General features: G+C 37.9%; 20 protein-coding genes and 1 riboswitch. Of the genes, 4 read left to right on the top strand and 16 right to left on the bottom strand.

Going from position 1 to position 20,510, the window contains the following annotated elements:
* Positions 1-11: 11 nt before the first annotated feature.
* Entirely contained in the window at positions 12-1,304 is a 1,293-nt protein-coding gene (locus tag AC4QJR_RS13755; RefSeq protein WP_496526564.1) for an ATP-binding protein, read from the bottom strand.
* Between the two features lie 16 nt (positions 1,305-1,320).
* Positions 1,321-1,869, bottom strand: coding sequence for a GNAT family N-acetyltransferase (locus AC4QJR_RS13750; RefSeq protein WP_496526563.1), 549 nt, complete (start codon positions 1,867-1,869; stop codon positions 1,321-1,323).
* A 214-nt stretch (positions 1,870-2,083) separates the two neighbouring features.
* Here AC4QJR_RS13750 and AC4QJR_RS13745 point away from each other — a divergent pair, with 214 nt between their 5' ends.
* Complete coding sequence (locus AC4QJR_RS13745; RefSeq protein ID WP_496526562.1) at positions 2,084-3,526, top strand: flavin monoamine oxidase family protein; 1,443 nt, start codon at positions 2,084-2,086, stop codon at positions 3,524-3,526.
* A gap of 53 nt (positions 3,527-3,579) precedes the next feature.
* On the opposite strand, the gene paiA is transcribed toward AC4QJR_RS13745, so the two are convergent.
* Positions 3,580-4,098, bottom strand: a complete 519-nt coding sequence (gene paiA, locus AC4QJR_RS13740; protein ID WP_496526561.1) for a spermidine/spermine N(1)-acetyltransferase — start codon at positions 4,096-4,098, stop codon at positions 3,580-3,582.
* Between the two features lie 25 nt (positions 4,099-4,123).
* The gene (locus tag AC4QJR_RS13735; RefSeq protein WP_375375982.1) at positions 4,124-4,576 is read right to left on the bottom strand and encodes a MarR family winged helix-turn-helix transcriptional regulator; all 453 of its coding nucleotides are present in this window, start codon (positions 4,574-4,576) and stop codon (positions 4,124-4,126) included.
* A gap of 253 nt (positions 4,577-4,829) precedes the next feature.
* Between AC4QJR_RS13735 and AC4QJR_RS13730 the strand changes: the two genes are divergently transcribed.
* Complete coding sequence (locus AC4QJR_RS13730) at positions 4,830-6,272, top strand: L,D-transpeptidase family protein (protein ID WP_496526560.1); 1,443 nt, start codon at positions 4,830-4,832, stop codon at positions 6,270-6,272.
* A 118-nt stretch (positions 6,273-6,390) separates the two neighbouring features.
* On the opposite strand, the gene AC4QJR_RS13725 is transcribed toward AC4QJR_RS13730, so the two are convergent.
* The 5 genes from AC4QJR_RS13725 to AC4QJR_RS13705 form a co-directional block, all read right to left on the bottom strand.
* Positions 6,391-6,606, bottom strand: coding sequence for a helix-turn-helix domain-containing protein (locus AC4QJR_RS13725; protein WP_098574680.1), 216 nt, complete (start codon positions 6,604-6,606; stop codon positions 6,391-6,393).
* Between the two features lie 10 nt (positions 6,607-6,616).
* A complete protein-coding gene (locus AC4QJR_RS13720; RefSeq protein WP_098574681.1) occupies positions 6,617-7,099 on the bottom strand; it encodes a DUF2975 domain-containing protein in 483 nt (160 codons plus the stop codon).
* Positions 7,100-7,324: 225 nt separating this feature from the next.
* Complete coding sequence (locus AC4QJR_RS13715) at positions 7,325-8,596, bottom strand: MFS transporter (RefSeq protein WP_496526559.1); 1,272 nt, start codon at positions 8,594-8,596, stop codon at positions 7,325-7,327.
* A gap of 199 nt (positions 8,597-8,795) precedes the next feature.
* Positions 8,796-9,272, bottom strand: coding sequence for a hypothetical protein (locus tag AC4QJR_RS13710; RefSeq protein WP_098574683.1), 477 nt, complete (start codon positions 9,270-9,272; stop codon positions 8,796-8,798).
* A gap of 426 nt (positions 9,273-9,698) precedes the next feature.
* Positions 9,699-11,108, bottom strand: coding sequence for a GH1 family beta-glucosidase (locus tag AC4QJR_RS13705; RefSeq protein WP_496526558.1), 1,410 nt, complete (start codon positions 11,106-11,108; stop codon positions 9,699-9,701).
* A 198-nt stretch (positions 11,109-11,306) separates the two neighbouring features.
* On the opposite strand from AC4QJR_RS13705, the gene AC4QJR_RS13700 reads away from it, so the two are divergent.
* Together AC4QJR_RS13700 and AC4QJR_RS13695 are read left to right on the top strand one after the other, a co-directional pair.
* Positions 11,307-11,921 (top strand): DUF47 domain-containing protein, encoded by a 615-nt coding sequence (locus AC4QJR_RS13700; RefSeq protein WP_251459980.1) that lies wholly within the window; start codon positions 11,307-11,309, stop codon positions 11,919-11,921.
* Positions 11,922-11,976: 55 nt separating this feature from the next.
* Positions 11,977-12,963: an inorganic phosphate transporter gene (locus AC4QJR_RS13695; protein ID WP_098574686.1), complete on the top strand. Its 987-nt coding sequence runs from the start codon at positions 11,977-11,979 to the stop codon at positions 12,961-12,963.
* Positions 12,964-13,068: 105 nt separating this feature from the next.
* Here the strand turns inward: AC4QJR_RS13695 and AC4QJR_RS13690 are convergent, their stop codons facing one another.
* The 7 genes from AC4QJR_RS13690 to AC4QJR_RS13660 form a co-directional block, all read right to left on the bottom strand.
* Positions 13,069-14,229: a DUF4317 domain-containing protein gene (locus AC4QJR_RS13690; RefSeq protein WP_496526557.1), complete on the bottom strand. Its 1,161-nt coding sequence runs from the start codon at positions 14,227-14,229 to the stop codon at positions 13,069-13,071.
* A 210-nt stretch (positions 14,230-14,439) separates the two neighbouring features.
* A complete protein-coding gene (locus tag AC4QJR_RS13685) occupies positions 14,440-15,318 on the bottom strand; it encodes a 5'-methylthioadenosine/S-adenosylhomocysteine nucleosidase (protein WP_098574688.1) in 879 nt (292 codons plus the stop codon).
* A gap of 186 nt (positions 15,319-15,504) precedes the next feature.
* Positions 15,505-15,608, bottom strand: a riboswitch (purine riboswitch).
* A gap of 200 nt (positions 15,609-15,808) precedes the next feature.
* Positions 15,809-16,801, bottom strand: a complete 993-nt coding sequence (locus AC4QJR_RS13680; protein ID WP_496526556.1) for a LysM peptidoglycan-binding domain-containing protein — start codon at positions 16,799-16,801, stop codon at positions 15,809-15,811.
* Between the two features lie 87 nt (positions 16,802-16,888).
* Entirely contained in the window at positions 16,889-18,418 is a 1,530-nt protein-coding gene (locus AC4QJR_RS13675) for an alpha/beta hydrolase (protein ID WP_496526679.1), read from the bottom strand.
* A 38-nt stretch (positions 18,419-18,456) separates the two neighbouring features.
* Positions 18,457-19,116 carry a 3-oxoacid CoA-transferase subunit B gene (locus tag AC4QJR_RS13670; RefSeq protein ID WP_496526555.1) on the bottom strand — a complete coding sequence of 220 codons (660 nt, stop codon included), beginning with the start codon at positions 19,114-19,116 and terminating at the stop codon, positions 18,457-18,459.
* Between the two features lie 15 nt (positions 19,117-19,131).
* Positions 19,132-19,833: a CoA transferase subunit A gene (locus AC4QJR_RS13665; RefSeq protein ID WP_496526554.1), complete on the bottom strand. Its 702-nt coding sequence runs from the start codon at positions 19,831-19,833 to the stop codon at positions 19,132-19,134.
* Positions 19,834-20,280: 447 nt separating this feature from the next.
* The gene (locus AC4QJR_RS13660; RefSeq protein ID WP_098574692.1) at positions 20,281-20,481 is read right to left on the bottom strand and encodes a hypothetical protein; all 201 of its coding nucleotides are present in this window, start codon (positions 20,479-20,481) and stop codon (positions 20,281-20,283) included.
* Between the last annotated feature and the right edge of the window lie 29 nt (positions 20,482-20,510).

Raw genomic sequence — 20,510 nt, 5'->3', positions numbered from 1 at the left:
CTTTATAAAAATTAATACTCATCACTAAACCCTGAAAATCCAATCGAGGCAGAAGAAAGATCTTGATCCCATTCTTGTTTTTGTTGTTTTTGCTGCAGCGATTTTAAGTCTGCACAAAGACGATTCACATCCACTTTTTGTTCATAATGCCATTCAAGGGCAATCGATGTATATAATTCATTGAGCTGCGCATAGGAGAAATCCTTAGTCGAATCAATGACCTGTTGAATCTCGTCCTCTAAAAGAATTCGAGCAATATTCTTATTTAATAAATACTGATAACGGAGCTCCTTCGTCGGCACATGAATCTCATACGCACGGTCAAACCGGCCAGAGCGATTCATAAGTGCAGGGTCAATTTTTTCAGGATAATTTGTCGTCCCAATGATGAAAATACCTTCCTTCGAAGTAGCACCGTCTAAGATGTTCAAGAAGACAGAACGGACACTCGCTGGCATGGAATCAATATCCTCAATAACTAATACCAATGGTGTTAACTTCAATACCGATGTAAAGACCTCTTTTATGGTATAACTCGATGTAAATTCTGTGATCTGCCAATAAGCAACTGGAGCGTTAATGCTGCTGGCGATCGATTTCACGAGGGTGGTCTTACCATTACCAGGCTTCCCGTAGAGCAGAATTCCTCGCTTATAAGGAATGTCATAGGTTTTGAAAAACTGACCGCTTTCCGAGAAGAATTCGTCAATCGAACGGTAAATTTCACGCTTTAATGAATCCTCTAAAAAAACATCTTCTCTTCTAACCAATGTAGTAATACTATCAATTTCTGTTTCCACACCATCTTCCGTATCCGTAAAAACAGTGACATAGTTCTTAATATATTCTCTTTTTCTTTTAAGGACATACTTCAAAAAGGCTACTAAGCACGCATCATTTTTGGCAAAAATAAAATCACGAGTCATTTCCCCATCAATTTGATAAATGACTAATCTTGCTAGCGCCACCTGATAGTTTGGATAGTAAAAGAGACCGTTGATAATCCGTGGTTTAATAATCAGCTCCATCACCTTATCGGTATGGTTAGATGAGATGGTCTTGGTCTCCCCTTCTTTATAAATATGACAAATCAATTGTACTTCCGGAGATTCCTCTTTCAAGTCTTCCTCAAGAATGTCCCAAATTTCATTGGAGGTATCTTCATCAGAATACATTTGAAAGTCGATTCCCACTTCATTAACGAGTTTTTCTTGAATGGTAGAAACGATTTTGCCGTAGTCGTAATAATAAGGGAATGCTTCCCGGTCGATTTTATTAGTGTCAAACAAAACATTATTTTTCATCTAATTCTCCTTATTCTTATAAGTCATGAAACCTTCCCATCAATATCGTATGATAGTAATTTCCATCAGACAGGATCTTGTCCTTTTTTAAAATACCTTCCACTTCAAAACCAAATTTTTCATAGAGTTTAATGGCTTTATCATTGGTTTCGAGAACAGCCAACGATATTTTCTTAACTCCGTTTGAGTCCGCCCATTGGACAGATTCTTTTAATAAGTTTTTCCCGATTGCATATCCCCAGAATTCTCTTAAAACACAGACGCCAAATTCCACTTTATGTGCAAATCTTTTCAATTTGCTTCCTTCGCATCTGGAAAAACCTACAATTCTCTCATTGACCTCAACAACTAAAAAAATATTACTCTTACTTTCTGTATCTTCTTTAATTATCTGTTTGAAACCTGATTCATCAATAAACGCTTCGCCTTTTTCTCTATCCAAATTCTCTGTTTCCCCATCGATCTGCAATCTAACTTCTGACAAGCTCATTGCATCCGTCTCATTTGCAGACCTAATGATATAGCGTAAATTATTCACAAAATATTCCGTCGGTTCTACTCTCATAACGATCCCCTCCTTTTAATAGGACCATATCCTCATAATTGGAGGGTCCTTCTCTCCTATGTTATAGCACATACGTTTAGTAAAAGAAATGGTTGATTTTCTTAATCCGAAAAGACAAGCCTTGAGAGTCATAAATTGCACATATGCAGCCTTTTCCCTGTATATAATGAAATAAGGCAATTATTGGGAAACGCAAAGGAGGTTGCCCCAATAGATGAATTCCCCATTAACTGAGCAGCAAATGCTGACCATCATTAAAAATGGTCTGAAGAAATCTCAAAATCCTAAACAGATTATGATTATTGGTGCAGGCATGGCTGGACTCGTCGCGGCCTCTTTATTAAAGGAAGCTGATCATAGTGTCACCATTTTGGAAGCAAATGATAGAGTGGGCGGACGTGTTTATACAATAAGAACGCCTTTTAGCGAGAACTTATATTTTAATGCCGGACCGATGCGAATTCCCGAAAAACATCAATTAACCATTGAATATATTAAAAAATTTAAGTTGCCTACCAATCTATTTATAAACCGAACTCCAAATGACATCCTCTACGCCAATGGCATTAAAACAAGGCTTCAATTGTATGAGAAGGATCCCAGCATTTTAAAATACCCCGTTACTCCAAATGAAAAAGGAAAATCAGCGGAAGAACTTTTGTTATCTGTCGTCCAACCGATCATCGATTATATAAACAAAGATCCAAAAAAGAATTGGCCTCTTATAGAAAAGCAATATAGAAATCTATCGTTAGGCTCTTTCTTAGACTACTATTTTTCTGTCGGTGCAAATGATATGATTGGTGTGCTTATTGACTTGGAAGCGTATATGGGGATGACCTTTGTAGAGATATTACGAGAACTCATCATCTTAAGCGGAACGAAGAATTTTTATGAAATAACGGGTGGAATGGATCTATTGCCTAAAGCCTTTCAACCACAATTATACGAAAATATTTTGTTTAACCAAAAATTAATGAAAATATCTCAACATCAAAACAATGTAACCATTCATTGTAAGCACCAGAAGACCGATCAGAGCTTAAGCATGACTGGTGACCTTGCCATCGTGACTATTCCATTTTCAACGCTCCGGTTTGTGCAAGTCGAGCCCTATGAATCCTTCTCCTATTTTAAAAGGACAGCGATTCGTGAACTCAATTATATGGGCTCCTCTAAGATTGCCATCGAGTTTAAAAGTAGATTTTGGGAGAAAGCAGGGCAATTAGGTGGTAAATCAATCACCGATCTTCCCATTCGATTTTCCTATTATCCAAGCTATGGTATTGGTTCAAAAGGACCTGCGGTTGTTATTGCGAGTTATACTTGGGCAGATGAGGCTTTAACCTTGGAGAGTCTATCTGAAAGAGAGATGATCCAAATTGCACTAAAGAACTTGGCTGAAATATTTGGGAATCAGGTTTATTCAGAATTCGTAACGGGAGCTGCTTTTAGCTGGAGTAAAAACCCATATTCTTGCGGAGGTTTTACCTCTTTTGAACCGGGTCAGGACGTTGAGCTATATCCGTATATTTCTACACCCGAGGGAAGAGTACACTTTGCTGGTGAACATACCGGCCTTACCCACGGCTGGATTCAAGGGGCAATTGAATCCGGGATCCGTGTGGCAAATGAAGTGAATGACACACCTAAGTAATTTTATATAAAAGGCTGCGAGGCAGCCTCTTCTATTCCTATAAATGATAAGTTTTATTTTAGCGTTTTTGTCATAATAAAATCTATTTGTTCCTCATCACCCATATAAAAAGAGTGTGCGCCAGTTTGAACAAACCCCATTTTCTTATAAAAAGCAATAGCATTTTCATTTTTTTCCCATACGCCCAGCCAGATTTTCTTTTTATTACGTTCGATTGCTATTTCCATAGCTTTATTTATCAAATACTTTCCAAGCCCTTGTTTTTGAAATTTGATCCCTATATAAATCCTCTCGATTTCAAGTGATTCATCCCCCATTTCCTCAGACTGAGCCTCTTTGGTATTGATTTTTAAATATCCAGCGACGTCTTTATTAAAATATACAAAAAAGAATTCAGAAGAAATATTGGATAATTCTTTTTCTAATTGATTTAAGTTGAATGCCCTTTCTAAATAGGCTTTCATATTTTCGGGTGAGTTCTGGTCTTTAAATGTTTCATTAAATGTTTCGTAACTAATTTCTTGTAGTGTATGTAAATCTTCAAGGGTACACTTCTTTATGATTATAGTCATTTTAATTTTGTCACTCCTTTATTAACTAATAATTTCTCTTGTTCCCCTTTTTTACAAATTCCCAGTCTACTTCAATATTTTTTCGAACTCTTTGAAGAAGAGTAAACATGGTTTCTACTTCCCTTTCGGAAAAGCCCTCTAATGCTACCATGTTGGAATAATCATTTTCTCTTCTTATGAAAGGATAAACATAATTCCCTTTTTCCGTTGGAAAGAGTTTTTTTATTTTCTTGTTTTGTTGGTCCTCTTTTTTTTCTATAAAACCACTCATTTCAAGTTTTTTTATCGCACGAGCTGCAGTTGTTCTGTCTACCTTTATCATTTCAGCTAACTTCTCTTGAATGATTCCTGGATTTTCACATATTCGAACAAGGTACAAATACTGCCCTTTTGTCAGGTCATATTCTTTAAATTCTATATTACTTATCGAATCCAAGGCCCTTGCGATCATTCCAATTTCGCGTAGAATTTCTTTCATGATTTTTCTCCTTTCTTCGTTTTTTTGTTGCATTTACTATAAAAAGTAATATGAATAAAATGTAACCTAATTTTATTGCATTTACAACAATTAAATAAATTTAAGCAAATACAAAATCTGACAATGTTCGACGGTTACATTTGTTAGAATAGTTGTATAAATGTAATCAAACTGTAATCTATGACATAAATACATAGTTTAAGAGAATGAAATATTTAAAGCTTGAATATCATCAGATTTAGGAGGGAACTTTATGGAAAGCACAGCAGTAACTAAAGAAATGGACTTAAAACGCGAAAATTCAGTAAAGTGGTTCGCAAACTGGAGGTTTATTACCGGAAGTCTTCTCTTCATGATCATACTCTTGATTGCAGCAATCTGGTACTATCAAGCAAACCATTTTAATTCAAATATCAAGATTAATGGGATAAACGTGGGTGGAATGACCGCTGATCAGGCATTAAAGAAATTAAAAACTACTATATTGAAAAATACCGTCTATGTCGGTGATCAACAAGTTTTCGATGGAAAAGATACAAAAATGGGATTTATGAAAAGTGACCTGCCCCAAGTCAAAAAAATACTAAAGGGCCAGTGGACGTTTTTTCCTTCATCAAAAGCGAATAATTATTCCTTATGGCCTAGTAAACAAGATCAATATCGAAACCAAACGTTAAAAAAGCAAGTGGAAGAAAAGCTGTTAGCCATGAATCAAACGTTAAAAAAGCCAAAAGATGCGGAGGTTCGTTTAGTAAAAGGTCAAATTGTTGTCACTAACAGTGTTAGCGGAGATCAGTATGATGTCCCTAGTCTTTTGAAGGACTTTGAAAAACACAATTATGTTAGTGAAATCTATCTCAATCCAGTCTACATACAGCCCATTAAAGAATACAGCGAGTTTATAAAAAATCAACAGAAAATGCTAGAAGAATTCCTTGTGCAGACCGTTGATTATAAAGTACAGAACAAAGTTTTTAAGTTATCCGCAAAAGAATTAATTAAAAATGCATCTATTACAAAAGATTTGCAGATTAAGATTAATGATGAGGGTGAGGTTAAGAAAAAGATTGCTGAAATTAACCATTCTCAGTCCACACTAAACAAGGATTTCACATTCAAGACCCATTCAGGTTCGGTCATATCGGTTAAAGGAAAAGGCTATGGCTGGGCCATAAATGTTGATAAAGAAATCCCCCGTATTGTGAAAGCTTTTGAAAGTGGGAAGAAATCAGTTTCCGCCTCGAATATTTACGGAAATGGATGGAAAGGTGAAGGCTACGGATATGACACTGTCAAGAACAATGGGATTGGCAATACGTATGCTGAAGTCTCCATAGCAGCGCAGCGAATTTGGATATACAAAAATGGGAAGTTAGTCGTCACAACGAATGTGGTTACAGGCAATCATAGTACCCAACATGATACATCACCAGGAGTGTGGTATATCCTTTATAAGCAAACACCTGCTGTTCTAACGGGCAGAGAAAACGGAAAAATTACGTATCAGACACCGGTTCAATATTGGGCCCCTTTTACGAATGACGGGCAGGGATTCCACGATGCCAACTGGAGGTCAAACTTTGGTGGTAATATCTATAAAAGCAATGGATCCCATGGCTGTGTCAACACCCCGCCTAGCGTTATGAAAACGGTGTATGACAATCTCAGCACTTATGATCCGGTTGTCGTTTATTGAGGCATTACTAAAGACTGAAGTAGCAGCCCTAGAATGGTGTATGGCTCTTTTATGTCCTTGCTTAAAATCCTATATAAAAAGGAGAAACATCATGTTTCTCCTTTTTTAACGTATTTTTTTAAGGGGTTTCATCGCTTTTGTACTCTAAAATATCTCCAGGTTGACAATCCAAAGCTTTACATATTGCTTCTAATGTGGAAAAACGAACCGCTTTTGCTTTCCCATTTTTTAGAATGGAAAGGTTCGCCATTGTAATCCCAACCCTTTCCGAAAGTTCAGTTACGCTCATTTTCCTTTTCGCCAGCATCACATCAATATTGATTATTATCGCCATTGTTCTCACCTCAGACCGTTAAATCATTTTCTGATTTTATATCAATCGCTTCTTTTAAAAGCTTCTGGAGAACAGCTGCAAAAACTGCAATCACGAGTGAAGCAAACGGAACAATCAATCCGACAAAGATGACACCTGGGGCGTCGTCTTTATCCGCAAAGAGATAGAATAGCGGTAAGACGAGCACATGCAGGATACTGATTGTGATGGCACATTGTTTGATTTTCTTTAATGCATTTACAGACAATTCGGAGAAAGCTTCATTTTTGTCAATATGGCGTAACAGTTTGAATGCTTGGTACAAAGCAAAGTAAAAAGGAATCGCTGATGCATAAAAAATAATGGAAACGAAATATTTTATAGAAGAAAAATCAGGTAGCAATTTTGCTGCAAGATTTCCAAGTTCAGGTACCAAAAAGATGCACAATGCAAGAACTGGGATTCCTATAAAAATAACAGCTACCTTTAAGAAGAGTGTCGTAACTTGTTTCATAAAAGCACCTCACATAATTAATTATAATATGATTTTATATCATTATTTATCGTTTATCAATAAAAACTTATTGGTTTTAATTATATACTTGTTGTTATAAGTATATTCTTTTATTTTTAAATAGTAAAAAGCATTCCTTTTTTGCAAAGAAATGCTTTTTACTTGTATCGAGTTAATTTTATTATTTAATGTTTTGTAGTTGTTTTGCGATTTCGGCCCTTTGTCTTAGGCTTTATAAGTTTGACTCACTTCAACTTTTACATTTTGTTTTTTTATTACAATCACAAATAGGCTGGCTAGCAAACAAAACATTCCTGCCAGCATAAATGCCCATGTATAGGAGTTGAAAATATTATAGATGATCCCGCCTCCTCCTGCCGCCACTGCTGAACCCAACTGATGGGCAGCAAAGATCCAGCCATAAACCACGACACTTTTTTCAATCCCAAAAATTTGCCGTGAAATGTTAATCGTTGGTGGTACAGTTGCGATCCAATCTAATCCATAAAAAACGGAAAAAATAATAAGTAGCGTAATTGAACCTTTGGCTAGTGCTAAGGGAAGTAAGACGAGTGAAGCCCCTCTTAAACCGTAATACCAAAACAGCAGCCACCGGTTATCAAACCGATCCGAAAGCCACCCAGAAAGAGTGGTTCCAATTAAATCAAAAATCCCCATAAACGAAAGCATCGAAGCTGCTGTAACTGCCGTAAATCCAAAGCCAATACAATAAGAAATAAAATGAGTACCAATTAATCCACTTGTTGAAAGCCCGCAAATAAAGAAACTGCCTGCAAGTAACCAAAATTCCTTCACTTTTACTGCTTCAAACAATGTACGAAAGGCGATAATGATTGGATTATTCTTTACAACGACTTGCTGTCCAGGCGGTTCTTTTTCTAATCCATAACGAAGCAGCCCTATTTCTTTTGGTGAATTCTTCATAAAGAGTAGGATGATAATCAACATAATGAAGCTCAGGATAAGAATAAAACCAATTGCCCATTTCCAGGAAGATTCTTCGATAATAATCGCTAACAGCGGTAGAAGGATTAGTTGTCCTGTCGCTGTACTCGCAGTCAAAATGCCAACTGCAATTCCCCTTCTTTTTTCAAACCAATGATTGGCAACATAAGGGCTTAATATCGTTAAGAACAGCCCCGATCCAAGGCCAATGATTACTCCCCAAATGATCATTAATTGCCAAGGTTCCGTCATAAAAAGAGTCAGCAAAACTCCAACCATTAGTGTAGACATCGCCAAAACCATCATTTTCTTTAAACCAATTTCCTCTAACAGCGCCGCCATAAAAGGGCCAGAAAACCCGTATAGCAGTAGGTTAAGGGCAAACGCCATCGAGATTAGTGAACGATCCCATCCGAAGGCATTTTCCATAGGGACAATCAAGACCCCTGAGGAGGATCGAACAATTCCTGCTACGATAATAGAAAAAAATGTGATCAATAAAATAAACCAACTATAATGTATCCGTTTCAAGTCTTTTTATCCTCCGGTTGTTGGGAATTTTCAGAATAAGTTTATAATAACATACCTGTCAACAGTAATAGTTCATCCATAATTCCCTCCAAGTGTCCATGACAGTGCACCTTTTTTTTAGTAGAAAGCTTTTGAAATGAAAAGCCCGATTTCCGCTTCAATCACGAAGCAAAATCGGGCTTGTTTTTTGTTGTGGGAATCAATTTTTACTTCTTAGAATCTCATTCACGGTGGTTCTCATGGAATAAATAACGGTTTTCTTGTAATGTGCAGCAATAAAAAGAACTCGGATTTGTTCGGACCGCGATAGTTGTTTAAAACGAGGTTCTTGCTTTAAAAATGAGCGGACGATTGACCAGCTGGCCGGCATTAAAGGAAAGTCATCCAGGGGTTGTTTGTTACGGAATCGATGAAACCACGAGAACATTCCAGTGGAACTACTGCTTTTATCGACTATACAGGGAGCGTAAATATTTTTCGTATGTTTTTTAAGGGATTCGAATCGATCTTGCCCGCTAACAATAATATAATTGCCATCTTTGCGATTTTTTTTGACAACCAAAACAAACATGCAATCCCACATGACTCTCTGCAGTCTCTTAAGGTGCTCTGTAATTTTCATCGATAAATCTGGCTTGATCTTGGTTAGAGGAATATACTGGATCGTGAATTTCATACTCAGCCCCTCCTATGTTTTCATTTTCCTTCCCTCAGTTTCTTATAGCAGGTGCGTTATACTATTGAAATCCGTTTTTAAGATCCCTATTTAAAAATGTATGATGAAGGGCGCATGTCACATACGAAGTAAGTAAAAAACAATTCAAGAGGTTTCCGGTTATTATAAGTCATGTGTTAGGCCCCGATCTGAAAAAATAGACGGAAAAATTCCGCTTAATTCGTAATTATCATTAAAAAAGGCATAAATAGGCGGAGAGATTCCGCCTATTTACTCAAAAAATTTGAAAAAGTGAGATTTTTCTTTGCATAACAGGAAAAACTCCGCTTATTTACCCCGAAACGAGCTCCATTCTCCATTTAACCGGAAATTCTCCGCTTATTTCTTTTGCTGGTTAACTATTAAAGAATCAAGGGATTCTTTTCTCTACAACTCTTGTCCCCGAGTCTCAATAATATGCTTATACCAATGGAATGAAAGCTTTTTCTTTCTGTTTAAGTGATCCTTATGATCCACGTAGATAAATCCGTATTGCTTTTTGTACCCATTTAACCAGCTCAAAAGATCAATCACAGACCAGGCATAATACCCTTTCAGATGGATGCCTTCTTTAATCGCACGCTTAACGACTTTTAAATGTTCCTCAATATATTTTATCCGTGGCACATCAACAATTTCACCCTCGATGATCGGATCTTCATCACCCAGGCCATTTTCAGTGACATACATTTTAATATCTCCATAACGATCTTTTAGCATATGCAGTCCGTCTAAAAATCCTTGCGGCGAGATTTCCCAGCCCCATTTTGTATAGGTTTTATCCTCCATCTTCACAGTTCGATAGAAATAATCAAAAGACGGGTTTCCTGGTGCTAAAGTAGAGGTTTCTCGTGAGTGTTCCAACGATGATGCAGTTTCATGATTTTTTTCCACTCGGATTGGCTGATAGTAATTAAGTCCAATAAAATCATTTTTACTTGCATTTCTTTTTAACGCATTTAGCTCTTCTTCTGTCCAGATTGGTGTCCAGCCCTTCTCCTCTAACTGCTCAACCACATAGGACGGATATTCTCCTTTTAAAATAGGGTCATAGTACCAAAAAGTTTCATATTCATTGGCATGTCTTGCTGCTAATAAATTCTCAGATTGATTATCCACACTGAAGGCAGGTAAGAACACATGGGTAATCCCGATTTCTCCGTACTGATTTAGTTCCTTATAAACTTCAACCGCTTTCGCATGGGCATAAAACACATAATGGGTTGCTTGGAAGTATTTTTTCTCATCGTTTTGAATTCCAGGTGGATGTGCTCCTTTTAAATAGCCTAATCCTGTAAACATCACTGTTTCATTAAAGGTAATCCAATGTTTTACACGGTCCCCGAATGCCTGATAACACACTTCTGCATACTTCACAAAAGCTTCTGCTGTTCGTTTATTCGTCCATCCTCCATCTTCTTCGAGCGTCAATGGCAAATCCCAATGATACAGGGTAACAAAAGGAACGATTCCATACTTTAAACATTCATTAATGATATTATTATAAAATTCCAAGCCCTTTTCATTAACGTCGCCGTCCCCTGTTGGTAATATCCTCGCCCAAGAAATCGAAAACCGGTACGATTCAAGCCCCATCTCTGCCATTAATTTAATATCTTCTTTGTAACGATGATAATGATCAATCGCTACATCTCCGTTCGTCCCCTCATAAGTTTTCCCTGGAATCTTCGAAAAGACATCCCAATTGGTAACACCTTTCCCATCTTCATTCCATGCACCTTCTATTTGATACGAAGCAGAGGCAGCTCCGAATAAAAAATCATGTGGAAACTTCATTTTATACCCTCCTTTCCTCAAAAATATGACTACAGAAATCTGATAAAACACAAAGATAGTATCCACTGTAATGGAATACTTTAATGCAATTTCATTCTAATTAATTGCTGATTAAGCTATTGTAATTTACTTTGAATGGTAGAGCTCAATTAGGAAATATTAAATTTGTATAATTAACAGAAAAGTGGAGGTCATAGTATGGCAAGAAAAAAAGACAAGTTTGCCGTATATTTGGGAAATATTGCGACGAATTTAAAAGAAAGTGCAAACTATTTCGCTGATTATAAACTGAAAAATGTGAGTGACCTGAAGATTTTTTCCGAAAAAATGAAGGATTATGAAAACAAGGGGGATTCTTTAGTCCATGAGGTGATCAAAGATTTACATAATGCTTTTATCACCGTTATCGAACGTGAGGATATTTTAACACTGACAATGAGCATGGATGATGTTTTAGATGGCTTAGAACATACTGCTGCCTTGTTTGAAATGTATTCAATTATTAATGCTGATGATTATATGCTTCGGTTTGTTGAAGCCATCCAAAGCTGTACGGTTGAAATTGAAACAGCTGTTGAAATGTTGGCATCAAAGAAATTACAAAACATGAGGGAGCATGCCATTACCATAAAAGATTTGGAATCGAAATGCGATGCTATATTACGAGAATCCATTACACATTTGTTTGCAAATGAAAAAGATCCGATTCGTATTATTCAATATAAAGAAATCTATGAAGAACTTGAAAACATTGCAGACTTCTGTCAAGTCGTCGCCAATACATTGGAAAGTATTATCATGAAAAATGCATAATCACCTTCCTGATAAAACTTAGGTAAATTCAAGTCAGTCCATTTTGGAGGAATAAATGACGATTATCGTTATCATCCTTATACTTGCGTTAATCTTCGAATTCATTAATGGTTTCCATGATACCGCTAACGCCATTGCGATGTCAGTTTCTACAAAGGCCCTATCACCAAGATTTGCTGTTTTTTATGCAGGCGCCTTAAACTTTGTCGGTGCTTTAACTTCACAAGCGGTTGCGAAATCAATAGGCGGAAAGATTGCCGATCCTTTTCAAATTGATAATGGATTGTTAATCGTCATTGCTGCACTGATTGCCGCGATTTTTTGGAACCTTTTAACCTGGTACTATGGGATTCCTTCTTCATCTTCCCATACGTTAATCGGTTCAGTGGCTGGTGCAGTTATATTTGGATCCGGTTTTGATGCAATAAACTGGGAAGGATTCACCGATATTATTAAAGCCCTAATCATTTCACCCTTTTTAGCATTTGGTGTTGGATTTATCATCATGAAAATATTAGCGATTATCTTTAAGAATGCCAATCCATATCGGGCAACGAGAGGTTTTCGGGGATTCCAAATCATCGCCTCTGGGCTAGCGGCATTTTCTCACGGAGGAAACGATGGCCAAAAAACGATGGGGATCATTGTCTTCGCTTTGGTGGCAGGCGGATTCCAATCGACATTGGATGTCCCGTTTTGGGTACAAGTCCTCTGTGCTGGTACTATCGGTCTTGGTACCATGATTGGTGGAATGCGGATTATTAAAACCGTTGCTAAAAAAATCTTCAAAGTAAAACCAATCAATGGATTTGCCGCAGATTTAACCTCATTTGCCGTTTTACAAGGGGCAACCATGTTTGGACTCCCCGTATCAACGACACATGTGTCTTCATCTGCGATATTAGGCGTGGGATCGTCCAAGCGGTTTAAGGGTGTGAACTGGGGAGTCGCGATACGAATTGTTACAACGTGGGTGATTACATTGCCTATATCAGCATTGATAGCCGGGTTGGTAATGATGGTATTAAAACTTTTCATATAAGAATATATCAATTATTGTAAACATAAAAAGAGAGGCCAAAAACAATTGAAAATCAGTTGTTTTTGACTCTCTTTTTTAAAGTTTAAGGAGCCTGTCCCTATAAAGCTACAATGTTTCTGTTTCTAGTCGAAATCCTTCCACGATGACATCTTCATCGATTTCCAACAATAAGCATCGTTTTCCTTGATACATAATATATTTTATGTTTTTAAGGTCTTTTGGGTCGATAGATAAATTTGCCACATTTGTATCGATCTTTATCTTTTTAGGAATTAAATTGCTCGCTTTGAACTCATGGGTTTCGTCTGCCAGCACATCTTTAAAGGCATGTTCCACTTGGGCAGTATCTACGTTTTCGACCCCGCTTACTTCTAAGATGCGTCCAATGTCTTTATAATCCAACATAGGGGCTGCACTTTCTTCGTTTTCTTCATTCTCTTGGATCATTTTATCAATTTCCTCATAAACATTGGAAATGACTTTGGAATCCACTTGATCCCCAATTACTTTTTTTAAAATCAGTTCAAAACCATCTTTATCTTCGTCTGCCGTGATGATTTCCTCACAATTAAGGACCTGTTCAATAAACGTAAAATCCGGTTCATTGGCTTTCCCCGCACAATAAAGAATATGGTTTACGTCTGAAGAATTGTCATTAAAAGCAGGGAAAAGAAAGCCAGACATTGGAGATTGCAAATTAATGATTGGATCAAAGACCGTATTCGATTTAAATTCTTTCTCGACATAATCAAATAGCAAGGCCTTTTTCGGCTGATCCGTTCTATTAAGACTGCAAAGAATAAAATGGTTGGAATAGACTTCATCATCCCCGCCTTCTTCTGATTCTGAATCCCGCTTCCTCGTCGGTTTACGATATTCTCCGCGGATAAACGTCACGACCGTATCAAATTCATACACCGTATGAGCAAACATTTTTCCAACCATAGCGAACATGTATTCCAGCCAATCTTCGGTTGTGTCAGCCTGTAACCCATCATAGAGAATCGACTGAGTGCTGTCTTCAGCATCACGCTGGAATTTTAGCTCGAACAGTTTGGAATCAAGTTGACCGGTCAAAACCTTTTTAAAATTTCCTAAAAACAATTCTTGTGTTTCCAGTTCTAACATTTGAAACGGTTGACAAACGTGATGATAAATCTCACCTGATTCTTTCTGAACATAGACATTGTAGATTTCATGAATGGCCAAGAGATCATTATTTAATTTAAATTGCTTGCGAATAGCAGCGACGTCGTTTTTATTCATCTATCTCAACTCCCATCCCTGATTATACTGTGCAGACACAAAAATAGAAATACATACAACTTCATAGGTTAACGATTTTGGAAAATTAATGAATGAAATCACCAATAGACTTGAATATCTTTAATTTAAGAAACATTAGCGTTTAAAAATCAAGAAAAGAAAACGCACATTTTGGACCAGCCAAATGTGCGTTCTTAATTTAAAACCGTATTATTTTTTTTGCACTGTTGCAATATACTTTTTAACCACTTCGTAAACATAGTCTTGATTAGCCTCAGCTGTATTGGGGTTGTATGCTCCGCCATTTGTTTTATTATTAGAAAGAATGCGAATACCCAAGAATGCGACATCATACGCATCAGCAATTTGTGCTGCAGCCGCACCCTCCATTTCCTCTACAGATGTACCATAATTTGTATGGAACCATTTAATCCGATCGACTTCATTGTTCCAGACATCTGCTGAACCGATGGTCCCTTCAACCACTTTACCTTTGGTGTATTTATCTTTTACGGCATTTGCTGCTGCAAGAAGCTTCTCGTCGCCATAGTAGTAACGAACTTTTTCTGCATTCGGATCTGACCCGCTTCCTTCAGAAGCCATCAAGTCCATAGGCTTCCAAATCGATGGATCCATACCTTCATTTTCTGCCATATTTCCTGTTTTTAACGAACCAATATTTGTTGTTCTCTTTCCTAAAACGATATCAAATACGTTCAAACTTGGGTCATGCCCACCTGAAGTCCCTTGATTAATAATCGCGATCGGATTGTATTTTTCAATGGCTAATGCTGTTGCAGCCGCTGTATTTTCCATTCCTTTACCTGTTTTAGCAACGATGACTGGATAATTGTTCACCTTTCCTTTGTAAAAGACAAACGTTCCTGACTTTTCCACTTTCACTTTTTCTAATTTTTGTGCAAACTTTTCGGCTTCAATAGGCATCGGGCCTTGAATGAGGATTGGTCTTGCTGCCCCTTCTACTTTTTCTTCTACTAGTAAAGTAGAATTACGGAATGCAAAGAGCGATAAGAATAGTACAGCAATAACAGCTAATGGAACGAACTTCTTTAAGCTTTTGTTTTTCATAAAAACCTCTCCCATTTCTTTTGATGTTTGATCTACTCGGGTAGCCTTGTCCAAAGAAAAAGGTCTAGAAATGTAGATTGATATCTACCTTCTAGACCTACGAAAGTCAAAGTATTGATAATCTAGCAACAAAAATAAATCTTTGCTAAATTAATAAATGGCCAAGGCACAAAAAACGCCTAATCGAAGCCGAATACTTTAACTCGTAGTCTAGTTCTTTCATTGGGAACCAGGTAGAGACACTCAGACCATATTTCCGAGTCTATACGAGTAAGGATATGTCAGTTATTACTTTTTTAATATAACAAACTTATTATGGATCGACAACAAAAAGGTGAATATTTTCAACCAAAAATATGTTAATGTTCGTGTTTTCTGGATTATTAACAAAAAAAAGAGGCTAATCATATAAATGATCAGCGAAAAATCACAAGTCGTGTTCACGAAGACAAAATCCTATATACCAATTTTGCCCTCATGAATACTCTCTCTAATGACTTGAGGCTAATATTTCTTGCATCTTCCGTGAAACGAGCGGATAAAAGTTATGAATAGCACTGGCAGTGGAATTCCCGCCGAAAAATCCAGTTCCCGGGCACGTTTTTACATTATAATTTGGACCCCTGTCCAGCACTCGTTCCTTCGTTCGTAGATCCCACCAATGATGATAAGTAATACTGTCAATGGACGGCGTCAGCCCGAATTTAATCGACAGGGCCGCTGAAATATACACAATCGTTTCCTTCTGTGCCTCTGTCATCACATCATGACCTTTATCGAAGTTGCCAACATTTTCAATTGCGATTCCTATGGCATTCGCCCTTGGCCCTATGGTACCTTCGGGGGCTATATTAAAGGGTCTAGAAACGGCTATTTTTCCATCCGGAAAGGTGGTAATATTTTGAGCAATATTACTCCAGCCCATTTTTCGCTTGTGGAAATTTTCCATTCCCATCAACATCTGAAAATGATTGGACCCATTAAATTGCTTGTAAGACGGCTGCCAGGTGTGATGCTGTTGGATGAGCGTCACTTTCCTCTTAATCTGTGCATGAAATAACCAATCCCTAAATTCCTCCCGTGTCATCAAAATATGCTGTCCTTGCATCGTCATTTTTTTAGGAGGGATCTTTAATATTTGCCCAATAAACAGTCGTTCAGTAGAAAGTCGATTTTTGGCTTTAATAAGATGGACGGAAGAATGGAATGCTGACGCTATTCCTCTCAGTGTATCCCCAGCTACCACCTCATACGTGATTGGAACCCACAATTTTTGGCCAACCAATACTGAATTCGACTGCAATCCATTGGCCCCTTTTAAGTCATTGACGGAGGTTCCAAATTGATCAGCGATTCGCGGCAACGAATCGCCTTGCTTTACAACATATATATTTCTTAGCTTATACTCAGTGGCATGGGCAGGAAGACTAGTAAATAGGATGATAAACAACAAACTGTATACAATCACCAAATGTTTTCTCATGTTTGATATCCCTTCACGCTATTTTTGCATTCATAGTTTGCAGAATAGCGTGGAGATTATTCTTCGCTGATTAGAAAGTAGTTCTTTTTACTTCGGATTCACTTCTTTACCAGTCTTAATATCTAATACTTTTGTAGGATCTTGTGGGGATGGAATGACTTTACTTTTAGGTGCCTTTTTATGATGTTCCACCCAGTCCACGAGTAAGTCAAAAGCTTGGTGGGCATACGGAAGCAATGGCTGCAGCTCTTTATTCGGATCCGTTGGATTGTTCCAGACCAAGCTGTCGACATGGTTTCCTTTTTCAACGGTATAGAGTCTGTGTAATTTGCCCTTTCCGACTTTGTTTACTAGCTTGTCGTAAGCATCCGCATGGATGGACGGAAAAATTAATGAGTCCCATGAACCAGTTATACTAATCAACGGCACATCAATATCGCCCGTATTTTCAATTGCTTTTACATTTTGTTTGACTGCGCTTGGGCGTAACATATAATTGTAATCCTTAAAAATGTTATCGTAAGTTCGATCACGAGTACCATCCAGCTTATAATTCAAATAGTTTCTCCAGTCAATTTGGTTAGGTGCGGTTGGGTCAAGTTCATCCCGATAAATATTTAAGGTGAGGAACCAGTAGACTTGATCATGATAACTCCACAGTTTTTCAGAGCCTCTAGGTAAACCAGCTTTATACATTTCTTCCATTGCCGTTTGCTTTTCTTTACCCGTACCGTAAAGGGCTTTCTCCGCATGATTAACGACTGGGGTTAATGAACTAATTAAATTCGGATCCTTCGCACGCCATAACACGCCTTCCCAATCCACTCCGCCATCATATAGTGCAGGTTCCCCGGTCTTATCTGGACCGTCGTGTTCCAGTGCATAACGGACGACATAACCGCCATTTGAAATTCCCATCGCATAGGTAGGCACTTTGTGTTTTTTTGTTATCAATTTGCTGGCTGGATTCTTCCGATCTTTCTCTTTAATCAGTTGATCCCGATAATTTTCAATTAAGTATTTTTGCGCTGCAATGGTCAATTGGCGAAAGCGCTGATTCCATTCAGAAACGCTGTCATCCTCTGAAGCTAAGGCGTTCTTTGCTTTGGCGAATGGATCGTTAGTGTCCATTTCCCCTTGTGTCCCTTTATCTGTTGCCGCAAACGCATAACCTTTTGCTAAAACATAATCACTAAACAGTAAATCGGTCGCCGTTTCATTTCGAGTCGCGGGGATTCCCCCTACAACTAATTTCCCATTCCAGTTGTCTGGTACACGAATGACAAATTTGGCATCGTCAAACATACCGTTGACCTGAACGCCGCTTACTGACGCAGGGTTGTACATGCGATGCCAACCTGTTCCCTCTTCCTTATTCCCCCAATTATAAGGAACGAGTCCTATATTCCCAAAGACAGTGGCTGCAGCATATTGAGACGGATTTTTTGTTGTTAACCAGTTTCCGTTTGTTCCATCATATTTGCTCACCGTAACTTCTTGTGCCCCCGGTACCACTGGAGAATACGATGCGGAAACATTTTTTTGCAAATATGTCTGAGGAACAAGCGGAAACATTAAAGCAGAGGCAGCAGCTATCGCTAAGAATTTACGTTTCACCAAAAAATCCCCTCCGATTCTTAATTCTGATTTTGATTTTACACAGATACAGAGTTATCGAGCAATTTCGGACAAATTGTAAATGAAGCTTCTGTTTTTCCCTTAACTTCCTCAAGGCTAACTCCTTCTTGAGTTTCCACTAAGACCATTCCTTCAGGCGTAAAATCAAAGACAGCTAACTCAGTGATTAAGCGATGGACAACCCCTTTCCCTGTTAAAGGCAGGGTGCATTCTTCTTTAATTTTAGACTCGCCATATTTATTGACATGTTCCATAATCACAACAATGCGCTTTGCCCCATTGACAAGGTCCATCGCTCCGCCCATACCCTTTACCATTTTCCCCGGGATCATCCAGTTGGCAAGATCACCGTTTTCTGAAACCTCCATACCGCCAAGAATGGCTAAATCAATATGGCCGCCGCGGATCATAGCAAAGGACTCGGCACTATCAAAATAAGAGGCGCCATTCACTGCTGTAACTGTTTCTTTCCCAGCGTTGATTAAATCAGGATCCACTTGTTCCTCATCCGGATAGGGCCCGATCCCCAAAAGACCATTTTCCGATTGAAGCAAAACGCTGTATTCAGCAGGTATTTCATTTGCTAAAAGCGTCGGTATTCCAATACCCAAATTGACATTCATCCCATCTTTTATTTCCTGCACCGCCCGCTTGATAATCCTTAGACGTACATCCATTGAAAATTCTCCTCCTTATGCTTGAATAACCGTCCGTCTCTCAATTCTCTTTACATAACCTTCCCCTGCTAAAAGCCGCTGAACATACACGCTTGGAGTATGAATGTGGTCGGGATTTAACTCACCTGCACCGACAATTTCTTCTACTTCTGCAATCGTGATTTTTCCAGCCATTGCTGCCAACGGATTAAAATTTCTAGCTGTTTTGTGGTAAACTAAATTCCCTAGCGAATCCGCTCTCCACGCCTTTACTAAGGAAAAGTCGCCAACAATAGCTTTTTCAAGGATATAGGTTTTTCCGTCAAAATTTTTGTGTTCCTTTCCTTCGGCGATTGGAGTTCCAACCCCTGTCGCAGTATAAAATCCAGGAATACCAGCTCCGCCTGCACGGATTCGTTCTGCCAGGGTACCTTGTGGCACGAGTTCCACTTCTAATTCGCCGCTTAAAAATTGGCGTTCAAAAATCTTGTTCTCACCCACATAGGAAGAAATCATTTTTTTAATTTGTTTATTCGCAAGCAAAAGTCCGAGTCCCCAATCGTCGACACCACAATTATTACTGACAATCGTTAAGTCTTTAACTCCTTTATCTCTTAAAGCCAGAATCGCCTTTTCAGGGATCCCGCATAGACCGAATCCTCCGACAATAATCGTGGCTCCGTCATGGATATCCTCGATGGCTTGATCAAACGAATCCATTATTTTCCCATTCTTCATTCTCGTTTCTCCTTTTTTATAGAATCATGCCTGCTGAACATTCCAATAAGGCATTCCTTTATCGACATATATGATTGGAACAACCAATTCACAGAAAACGTTTACAATTTTCTATCCTCCTATTCTATAAAATCGATGATACTCATTTAAGAAGCAAGTTTTATGCCAAATCTTTTTATTATTCAGAATGAAGGAATACCGAAGAAATCCTTAAGTACTTTCACATTTTTGGTTAAATAAAATAAATATTTTCCGCTTTTTCGGAATTAAATCTATGTCCCTTTTCCGAAAAACAGGAATTTTCCGTTCTTCCGGAAAAGGTGTACCTCTTACCCATTTTCGAAGATACCAAAAAAGGGTTAGTCCCTCAAAGGAATGAGAGACTAACCCTTTTTTAGCGTAATTGTGATATCCTTACATGAAAAAACCTCCTCAAACGAGAAGGTCTTACTCTTTCTCCCTAATAAACCAACCCTCAGGTTTTTTTTCTATCGTAAACAGATCTTCATCGAATTTTTTGCGAAGTGCTTTATATTCCTCATTTTCAAATTTAATCTCTGAAACTCTGATTTGTTTGAGTGTAATTTCGGGCTTTTTGACCTCAAATATCAAATCTTTAAAAATAAAAAAGGTTTTTTGTCGTTTCATTCTCTCCAATTCCTCCCTTTATTATTTCT

The sequence above is a fragment of the Neobacillus sp. BP17 genome (assembly GCF_059579525.1).
Note: the sequence above shows the minus strand (reverse complement) of the source record. Positions and strands in the feature narration are given on the sequence as shown.

Coding starts and splice junctions, on each gene's coding strand:
- AC4QJR_RS13690 (WP_496526557.1), bottom strand. CDS start 14,229: ATGAATAAAAACGACGTCGCTGCTATTCGCAAGCAATTTAAATTAAAT.
- AC4QJR_RS13695 (WP_098574686.1), top strand. CDS start 11,977: ATGACGATTATCGTTATCATCCTTATACTTGCGTTAATCTTCGAATTC.
- AC4QJR_RS13735 (WP_375375982.1), bottom strand. CDS start 4,576: ATGAAAGAAATTCTACGCGAAATTGGAATGATCGCAAGGGCCTTGGAT.
- AC4QJR_RS13745 (WP_496526562.1), top strand. CDS start 2,084: ATGAATTCCCCATTAACTGAGCAGCAAATGCTGACCATCATTAAAAAT.
- AC4QJR_RS13700 (WP_251459980.1), top strand. CDS start 11,307: ATGGCAAGAAAAAAAGACAAGTTTGCCGTATATTTGGGAAATATTGCG.
- AC4QJR_RS13685 (WP_098574688.1), bottom strand. CDS start 15,318: ATGAAAAACAAAAGCTTAAAGAAGTTCGTTCCATTAGCTGTTATTGCT.
- AC4QJR_RS13705 (WP_496526558.1), bottom strand. CDS start 11,108: ATGAAGTTTCCACATGATTTTTTATTCGGAGCTGCCTCTGCTTCGTAT.
- AC4QJR_RS13710 (WP_098574683.1), bottom strand. CDS start 9,272: ATGAAATTCACGATCCAGTATATTCCTCTAACCAAGATCAAGCCAGAT.
- AC4QJR_RS13725 (WP_098574680.1), bottom strand. CDS start 6,606: ATGGCGATAATAATCAATATTGATGTGATGCTGGCGAAAAGGAAAATG.
- AC4QJR_RS13720 (WP_098574681.1), bottom strand. CDS start 7,099: ATGAAACAAGTTACGACACTCTTCTTAAAGGTAGCTGTTATTTTTATA.
- AC4QJR_RS13670 (WP_496526555.1), bottom strand. CDS start 19,116: ATGGATGTACGTCTAAGGATTATCAAGCGGGCGGTGCAGGAAATAAAA.
- paiA (WP_496526561.1), bottom strand. CDS start 4,098: ATGACTATAATCATAAAGAAGTGTACCCTTGAAGATTTACATACACTA.
- AC4QJR_RS13660 (WP_098574692.1), bottom strand. CDS start 20,481: ATGAAACGACAAAAAACCTTTTTTATTTTTAAAGATTTGATATTTGAG.
- AC4QJR_RS13750 (WP_496526563.1), bottom strand. CDS start 1,869: ATGAGAGTAGAACCGACGGAATATTTTGTGAATAATTTACGCTATATC.
- AC4QJR_RS13730 (WP_496526560.1), top strand. CDS start 4,830: ATGGAAAGCACAGCAGTAACTAAAGAAATGGACTTAAAACGCGAAAAT.
- AC4QJR_RS13680 (WP_496526556.1), bottom strand. CDS start 16,801: ATGAGAAAACATTTGGTGATTGTATACAGTTTGTTGTTTATCATCCTA.
- AC4QJR_RS13665 (WP_496526554.1), bottom strand. CDS start 19,833: ATGAAGAATGGGAAAATAATGGATTCGTTTGATCAAGCCATCGAGGAT.
- AC4QJR_RS13755 (WP_496526564.1), bottom strand. CDS start 1,304: ATGAAAAATAATGTTTTGTTTGACACTAATAAAATCGACCGGGAAGCA.